Source organism: Acetobacter senegalensis (assembly GCF_001580995.1).
GTDB lineage: Bacteria > Pseudomonadota > Alphaproteobacteria > Acetobacterales > Acetobacteraceae > Acetobacter > Acetobacter senegalensis.
Window position 1 is genome coordinate 230,309 of the sequence record NZ_LHZU01000148.1, and the last position, 7,898, is coordinate 238,206.

The following is a 7,898-nucleotide window of genomic DNA, read 5'->3' on the forward strand; positions in this document are numbered from 1 at the left end:
CAAAGAAAAAGAGTTATTTATGTACCAGTTTCACTGCGTAATAAAATAGCAGAAGTATCTTGGCTGTATTGAGCCAGAAAATAAAAAGGTGGCGGTAATGTCAGTGGAGAAAGTTGAAACGCTCGTTATTGGTGGAGGCCAAGCTGGCGTAGCTATGAGCGAACATCTAGGCAAGAGTGGATTGCCGCACCTAGTTGTCGAGCGTAATAGAATTGCAGAACGCTGGCGTTCTGAACGATGGGACTCATTGGTGGCTAACGGACCGGCATGGCATGATAGATTTCCCAATCTTACATTCGAGGGTGTTGACCCGGACGGCTTTGCATCTAAACAAAAAATAGTCGAATATTTTGAAGCTTATGCAATAAAAAACAACTCGCCCATTCGATGCGGGGTTAACGTTGAGAAATTGACCAAGAATACAGATGGTTCGGCTTTTTTGGCCGAAACATCCTCTGGCACTATCGAGGCCAAAAATGTCGTTGTTGCAACGGGCCCCTTCCAGAAGCCAATTATTCCTTCCCTTGTTCCCCCATCAACCGGAATAAAGCAAATTCATTCCAGTGCCTATCGTAACCCGGATCAGTTAAAACAAGGGGCGGTGCTAGTTATCGGCGCGGGCTCTTCTGGCGCGCAGATAGCTGAAGAACTCATGAATGCAGGGCGCAAGGTCTATCTTGCCGTTGGTCCGCACGATCGTCCGCCACGAAAATACCGTGGGCGCGACTTTGTGTGGTGGCTCGGCGCACTAGGTATGTGGGATATGCGAACATGCAGTCCATCCATGGAGCATGTTACCATTTCTGTCAGTGGGGCCAATGGCGGCCATACGATCGATTTTAGGCGTCTGGCAAGTCAAGGTATGACACTGGTTGGTCGTGCCGAGGGGTGGGAAAACGGCCGTATACGTTTTGCTCCAGATCTCGCAAAAAATATTGCGGGTGGAGATGCTAACTATATTGCCATGCTGGATGCCGCTGATGCATATATCGAAAAAGAAAAGCTTGATTTACCTGAAGAGCCAGAGGCTCGTAACATCGGGCCAGATCCTGATTGTGTGACCAACCCCATCCTAGAACTCGATCTAAAGGAAGTTGGCATAACATCCATCGTATGGGCAACAGGTTACGCTCTGGACTTTGATTGGCTTGAGGTTGATGTCTTTAATGAAGCAGGCGAACCTGTTCATGACTGCGGTGTTTCCGAAGTGCCGGGCCTCTATTTTCTTGGACTTGCTTGGCTGTCTCGCAGGGCGTCTCCGTTTATCTGGGGAGTCTGGCACGACGCAAAGCACTTGGCCCAGCATATCGCCACGCAGCGGACCAGCGTAAGTCAACCAGACTGATAGTACTTTGCACTCTGCTCCGTAGCAGGGTGCAAAGCCGCTCGGTTTGTTCGTTTTTGTGTTGTATGGAGGTTGGTTGTGACATTTTCGATCGCCGCCCGTTGTCCCACTACTGGCTGTTTTGGCCTTGCTATTTCCTCTTCTTCTCCTGCAGTCGCTGCGCGGTGCGCGTATGTTCGTTCAGGCGTGGGAGCGGTAGCCACGCAAAATTCAACTGACCCCCGACTTGGCCCTGCCGTACTCGGCCTGATGGCAGAAGGGCTTTCTGCTTCGGCAGCGATTGAGGCCATTACGGCATCTGCTGAGCATATTCAGTACCGTCAACTTACCGCGGTTGATGCGCAGGGTAATACGTCTGTTTTTTCTGGCATCCACGCACTTGGTACCAGTAGTTGGTTTAAAACTGACAATTGTGTTGCGGCGGGCAATCTATTAGCCAGCGTCGATGTCCCAGCTAGAATGGTCGAAGCGTTTGAAACCGCCAAGGGAGCCCTAGGTGACAGGCTTATTGCCGCCATGCAGGGCGGAATGGTCGCTGGTGGCGAGGCGGGCCCTGTCTTTTCTGCCGGCCTGCTTCTTATAGGGGCACAGAACTGGCCGATGGCGGATCTTCGTATAGACTGGGACGTCGAGCCAATCAGCCGCTTGGCAACACTCTGGACAGTCTGGAAGCCTCAAATGGGCGCATACATTCAACGCGCGTTGGACCCCACAGAGGCCCCTAAATTTGGAGTGCCAGGAGACGAATAAGCCGTATTTTCTCAGCTCCACTGCAATTAACGCCGTAGCAATAATGGTTCGATAGTGTAACATGGAAAAATGCGCTACACTTTAAGACAGCTAGAATATTTTATTGCGGCAGGCGAATGTGGTTCCATAACGGTGGCTTCCGAGCGCATTGCTATATCGCAGCCTTCCATCTCCACGGCTATTAGCCATTTGGAGAAAGAGCTTGGTGTACAACTTTTTGTTCGCCAGCATGCCCATGGTTTATCGCTGACTCCTGCCGGTCGGAAGCTCGTTGTGGCCGCAAAGCGGGTCATAAAGGAAGCCGAAAATCTTTATGACGCAGCATCTGAGGCAACAGACCAAGTGCGTGGGCAATTATGCGTAGGCTCCATGGTGACCTTGGCGCCAATGATCATGCCGGAACTCGCACACAACTTTATGTCCATCTATCCGATGGTACAAATACGGCAGTTTGAAGCCAATCAGGAATGGCTTCTTGATAGTCTACGGCGTGTCGAGATTGATATTGCCATAGCCTATGATCTTCAAATACCCGAAGGTATCGAGTTTTCGCCTCTCGCGAGCTTGCCTCCCTATGTTCTTGTTAGTGCCAACCACCCGTTTGCACAGAAAACTGAGGTCAGTCTGCAGGATCTTGTCGATGAACCTATGGTTCTACTGGACCTGCCTTTTAGCCGGGAGTATTTTTTTTCGCTCTTCTTTAAAGAAGCTCTGCAACCCAAGATCTATTCTAGCTCAGCTCATTTAGAAGTCGTTCGGACAATGGTTGCAAACGGGTATGGTTATACGCTTGCCAATGTACGCCCGCGCTCGGACATGGCGCTGGATGGACGGAAGTTGGTACATATTCCCCTCGCCGGTAGCCACAGGCCTATGATTGTGGGAACCGCAACATTGGCAAACCTGAACAAGTCACGTCTGCTTCAGGCCTTTGAGCAACATTGCAAGACTTCCATTTCCGACTCTCATATTCCCGGCATGCTGGCTTCCATTTTAGGACATTGATAGCAACATTTCTCCGTATACCGCGAAGGGGCGCAAAACTCCCAAGCTTTGAAAGTTACCAGCTCATGAAATATTCCAGAATTGGCCGCCGTGGGTTCATGCACGTTGTGGGGGCCGCTAGCTTTGTGTCGCCAGCTAAGGCTATGTCGCGATCTAATTCAAAACAAAAAATTATTTTTGATACTGATCCCGGTATTGATGATGCGATGGCGCTTTTATTTATACAAAAAAGCCCTGTTCTAGAGCTGGTTGGTATAACAACTGTTGCTGGCAATGGGTTAATTGATACAGTGACAAGAAACACACTTTACTTAAAGGACCGTTTCGGCATAAAGGCTCCCATCGCCAAGGGCGCTGGACCTGCGTTAGACGGCTCTGTTTCTCCTGCATCAACACGCGTACACGGCGATAACGGCTTAGGAGATATTTTGATTCCCCCTATGTCAGAAAACACGCTGGATCCCCGCCCCGGCTGGAAATTCATTTCTGATATTGTAAGGCAGTATCCAGGGGAAGTTACATTGGTGACCGTTGGCCATTTTACAAACCTGGCCCAAGCTCTACGGTATGATCCCGATGTCGTAAAGTTTGTAAAAGATGTGGTTGTTATGGGAGGAGCATTTGGGTTTGACGGCTATCTTGGCAACAGAACGCCATGTGCGGAATCAAACATTTATGGTGATCCAATAGCGGCAGATGAAGTCTTTTCGGCTCAATGGAAAGTGACCATTGTGGGATTGGACGTAACAATGAAGCTTCCGGTTAAATTCAATGAAATAGACCAGCTAAAACAAAGTAACGACCCAGCGTGCCAGTTGTTATGGGCTATCTCGAGAAAATACGTTAATTATTACCGGAAAGAAGGTCTCAATCATATCTACATTCATGATGCCGCTGCCGTTGCGGCAGCCATTAATCCAGCGCTTTTCACGAGAAGATCAGGAGCTGTGCGCGTTGTTACCGAAGGATTTGCTCGTGGAGAAACAATCCAGAAGCCTGATGACAGGCATTACCTTATCAGCAACTGGGATAATAGACCCTCGCAATCTGTCTGTATAGACGTCGATTCATCCAAGCTAAAAAACCTTTTCTTTGATACAATTTTAAAAAAGTGATTTATGGTTGGTATACCTGAAAATTAGGTATACCAATATTATGATGTCATATTATCTAATTTTTTTTGATACTATATAGTATAAAGTGGATGTAGTCCCTAAGCCAATTAGCCAAGAAATATCGATACTATGCAAGTGGCAGGCTATTGGACCAACATAAGCTGGTGTAACAAGAAAAGGGAATTGTAATATCAGAGAAAGGAAAAAACACAGAAATGCTATTTTATTAATACGACCATAAATCCCACCATCTTTTTTGAAAAATGCATTTACATCATACTTTGCATGATGAATCAGATAATAATCCACCAGATTGATGGCAGTCCAAGGGATCATAATCATCATGAGAATATCAAGAAAATCGATGTAGCGGTGTAAAAAGTCATTTGTCATGAAGAAAACACACCAACATGCCAGAATAAACAAGGCTAGTGTTGTTAAAAGCCGCGAACGTCTACCAAAGTTGTAAGATGAAAAGAAGGTTTGAAAAATTGAAAGTGCTGCGAGCGCTCCACAATAAATATTCATGGCGGTCGGACCAGCCATCCCTAGAATAAGTGAGCAGAGTACAAGAGTTGCAGCCAGTGTGCTGCTAGAGGAAAGATGGGTGTATAATGAACCGACGAGAGCTCCTGCAGAATTAGCCTCAAACCCTAATAACATACCAATTGTCATAGGAAAGAACGCTCCAAGGCATGACCCTCCATAAGTCGCCCAAAAGGCATTTTTAACCCCCTGTTTTGTGGCAGGCAGATAACGTGAGTAGTCCGAAACATAGGGAGCAAATGCAATTTGCCAGAGTGCAATAATGGAGAAGGCTCCCACCACATTTGACAGGCTGTTGGTTGAATGAGGCGATCCGTTTACAATTATTTTATAAATCTCTGGGTCTTTTACTAAAAGGATTATACAGGTCGTAAGAGCTGTAATACCCAGAAAAGTACTAAGTTTTCCTGCTAGATGCAGGCAATAGTAACCTCCCAAAGCCGGGAGAAGACAAAAAAAGGCTACGATAAGAAGAGAGGTAGATCGGTTTAAAGTCGGCACAATAAAATTGAAAGTTTCTCCTCCTAATATAATATTGGAGGCAGTAAAGCCAACATACATAAAAATCAATAAAAGGGTAATAATTGCTGCACCCACTGTACCAAACTGGCCGCGGGCCTGTACCATTTGCGGGACACCCAAAATAGGACCCTGTGCTGCATGAAGGGCCATAAACAGACCTCCGATCAAGTTCCCTAATACAAGTGTCAGCAATGCCACAGGCAGACTTAAATGAAAGACACCTGTTGTCAGTGCGCCTGTAGAAATGGTAAGGATCATCAAATTCCCACCAAACCAGATAGTGAACAAGTCTCGCGATGTACCAAACCGAGCTGTTTCTGGAATGGGATAAATGCTGCCTTTTTCCACGAAATTTTTTGCAGGGGGGTCTTGGGGTGTCGGCATCAAGGTAGCTCCGTTTATACCTGGAAATATTACGACACCACAATAAAATAGAAAAGCTGTATTACCTTTTTGTTATTTATTTTTTATTGAGGTTTGACATAGCCAAAATTCCTAGATTTTTCACGTATAAATGATGAGATATTTCTAAAAATATAATCAGGCGGTGCGGATCCTCTTGTTTGTTTTCTTGCAATAATAATGTTCAGAGGATTTGTGGGCTCACTTATGGGAATTTCAACCACTTTATTACAAAAACTATCATTATTCTTTCTTCGTAATGCCACAATCGCTATACCCATGCCAGCAGCGACTGCGCAATAAAGAGATTCCATGGTGTGTGCTCGAAAATTAATAGACGGATTTTTCTTTATTTTATAAAATAAATTTTCAAAATATTCATCTGATCCAGGTAAGTTGAAGAGAGCTAGTGGTTCGTTACTAATATCTTCCAGCGTAAGGTTTTTACACTTTGCCAACGGGTGATCTTCTCGCATGATAACATAAGGTTGTAGACTGAACAGGGTCTCGGTCTGTATTTTTTCACCAATACGACCCATGTCATAAGCAATCAGTAAATCAAGATCGTTATTTGCAAGGGATTTCACAAGATTTTTATGATTGTTTTCATGAAAATCGAGCTTTATTTCTGGAAATCTGTTCATAAGATATTTTTGAAGATCATATAATATATAAGGCGTAAGATTTATAAAACAGCCTATTCGCAATATTGTCTGAGTATTACAAGCTATCTTGGCGGCTATTTCTTCGGTTTTCTGTGCGGTAATCAGTAACTGTCTTATCGAAGATTCTAGCGCAAGTCCTGCTTGGGTCAGGCGTGCACCCCGGGCCGGGAGTCTTTCAAGTAGAACAAGGTTTGTAATTTGTTCAAGTTTTCGTAGTCCGTCAGCTAGTGCAGGTTCCGAAATATTCAGTGTTAAAGCCGCGCCGGACATTGTTCCATGGTCAGCTACGGCAACAAAATACATTGCCTGTCGGAGTGTAATTCGAACCATGAAAAAATCTTTCCTTTTCCACGAAAAAAACAGTTTTCTCTTTTTGGTTGAGTTCGTCAAATTGTAAGGGCTGTCATAGTGGAGATTAAGTAATGCTTAAAGCGGAGCAGGTATCGTTCTTCAATGAGAATGGTTTTTTGGTTGCTGAAAATTTAATTTCTCGTGAGTTGTTATCTGAGCTAAGGGCTGACTTTGCAACGTGGGTTGATGAGAGCAAATTACACGAGCAGTCTTACGGCACAACATTGGACGGACGTCCCCGTTTTGACCTTGAGCCTGGGCATTCAGCTGCAACACCAGCTTTACGGCGCGTGGCATCACCTGGTGAAATATCTGAAGTATATAAACATGTTATGCTAAATGGGGCTGTGCCTACAGCAGTTGCCCAACTAATCGGTCCCAATGTTAAGTTACATCATGCAAAAATCAATTCGAAGCTTCCTGGTACGCCTACAAAAGTGAAATGGCATCAGGACTTTCCTTTTACACCTCACACTAATGATGACCTAATTACGGCTCTTGTTATGTTAGATGATCTCACAGAACAAAATGGTCCGCTTGAAGTTGTTCCCGGGACACATAAAGATCCAATTTGCTCTCTTTGGCATAATGGAATTTTTACTGGCTCAGTAACGGGTGTAGTAGAAGAAGAGTGTCATCGCACAGCCGTGCGTTGCCACGGCACTGCTGGGAGCGTTTGTTTCATGCATACTAGGCTTTTACATGGTTCAGCTCCCAATTTAAGCAACGATCCTCGTACTTTGTTTATTGTTGTCTATGCGGCTGAAGACGCAATTCCCCTCGCGGAGAATCCTTTACCAAGCATATTTGATGGTCAGCTTGTTTACGGCGTAGAAACAGGCAAAGTGCGTTGTATTCCCTTTGAGATTGAACTTCCCGAAAAACCTAAAGGTGCTTCGTTTTTTACACAGCAAGTTCAGCACAGAGACTAGCACTACTTTGGCTGATTGCTGCGAGGGTTGCTGTGGAAGGTTTCCACAGTGCGAGCATTGCCCGGTAGGTGGTCGGTAGCTTTTTCCGCCCGACCGTCGTGAGGCGCTTGGGCTGGAGAAAGGCGTAGGCCTGTTGATGATCGCCCTTTAAAGTGATAGACGCTCAGCTATCCTTGAGTTGCTGATGCGCCTGTTTGCAGACCCATCGGGCCTTGATTGCAGTTGCTAGGGCCAATCGACATTCAGGATTTCCAAATAGGCTAAT

7 protein-coding genes and 1 pseudogene are annotated in these 7,898 nt (G+C 45.6%); 5 read left to right on the forward strand and 3 right to left on the reverse strand.

Translation table 11 applies throughout. The features are described from left to right. Positions 1 to 97: 97 nt before the first annotated feature. The 4 genes from AD948_RS17405 to AD948_RS17420 all read left to right on the forward strand — a co-directional run bounded on the left by AD948_RS17405 (position 98) and on the right by AD948_RS17420 (position 4,215). Positions 98 to 1,345: a flavin-containing monooxygenase gene (locus AD948_RS17405; protein WP_061473022.1), complete on the forward strand. Its 1,248-nt coding sequence runs from the start codon at positions 98 to 100 to the stop codon at positions 1,343 to 1,345. A gap of 78 nt (positions 1,346 to 1,423) precedes the next feature. After that, positions 1,424 to 2,095, forward strand: a complete 672-nt coding sequence (locus AD948_RS17410) for a DUF1028 domain-containing protein (RefSeq protein ID WP_061473025.1) — start codon at positions 1,424 to 1,426, stop codon at positions 2,093 to 2,095. Positions 2,096 to 2,164: 69 nt separating this feature from the next. Further along, the gene (locus AD948_RS17415; RefSeq protein ID WP_061473028.1) at positions 2,165 to 3,100 is read left to right on the forward strand and encodes a LysR family transcriptional regulator; all 936 of its coding nucleotides are present in this window, start codon (positions 2,165 to 2,167) and stop codon (positions 3,098 to 3,100) included. Between the two features lie 65 nt (positions 3,101 to 3,165). After that, a complete protein-coding gene (locus AD948_RS17420) occupies positions 3,166 to 4,215 on the forward strand; it encodes a nucleoside hydrolase (protein WP_211264505.1) in 1,050 nt (349 codons plus the stop codon). 51 nt (positions 4,216 to 4,266) lie between these two features. Here the strand turns inward: AD948_RS17420 and AD948_RS17425 are convergent, their stop codons facing one another. Together AD948_RS17425 and AD948_RS17930 are read right to left on the reverse strand one after the other, a co-directional pair. Continuing rightward, entirely contained in the window at positions 4,267 to 5,667 is a 1,401-nt protein-coding gene (locus tag AD948_RS17425; protein WP_061473030.1) for a purine-cytosine permease family protein, read from the reverse strand. An 83-nt stretch (positions 5,668 to 5,750) separates the two neighbouring features. Continuing rightward, positions 5,751 to 6,680: a LysR family transcriptional regulator gene (locus AD948_RS17930; protein ID WP_082782505.1), complete on the reverse strand. Its 930-nt coding sequence runs from the start codon at positions 6,678 to 6,680 to the stop codon at positions 5,751 to 5,753. A 92-nt stretch (positions 6,681 to 6,772) separates the two neighbouring features. Here AD948_RS17930 and AD948_RS17435 point away from each other — a divergent pair, with 92 nt between their 5' ends. Continuing rightward, complete coding sequence (locus tag AD948_RS17435; protein WP_061473035.1) at positions 6,773 to 7,633, forward strand: phytanoyl-CoA dioxygenase family protein; 861 nt, start codon at positions 6,773 to 6,775, stop codon at positions 7,631 to 7,633. On the opposite strand, the pseudogene AD948_RS19020 reads toward AD948_RS17435, so the two are convergent. Continuing rightward, positions 7,605 to 7,898, reverse strand: a pseudogene (locus AD948_RS19020) (hypothetical protein); the annotation flags it as partial. The gene AD948_RS17435 and the pseudogene AD948_RS19020 overlap by 29 nt on opposite strands.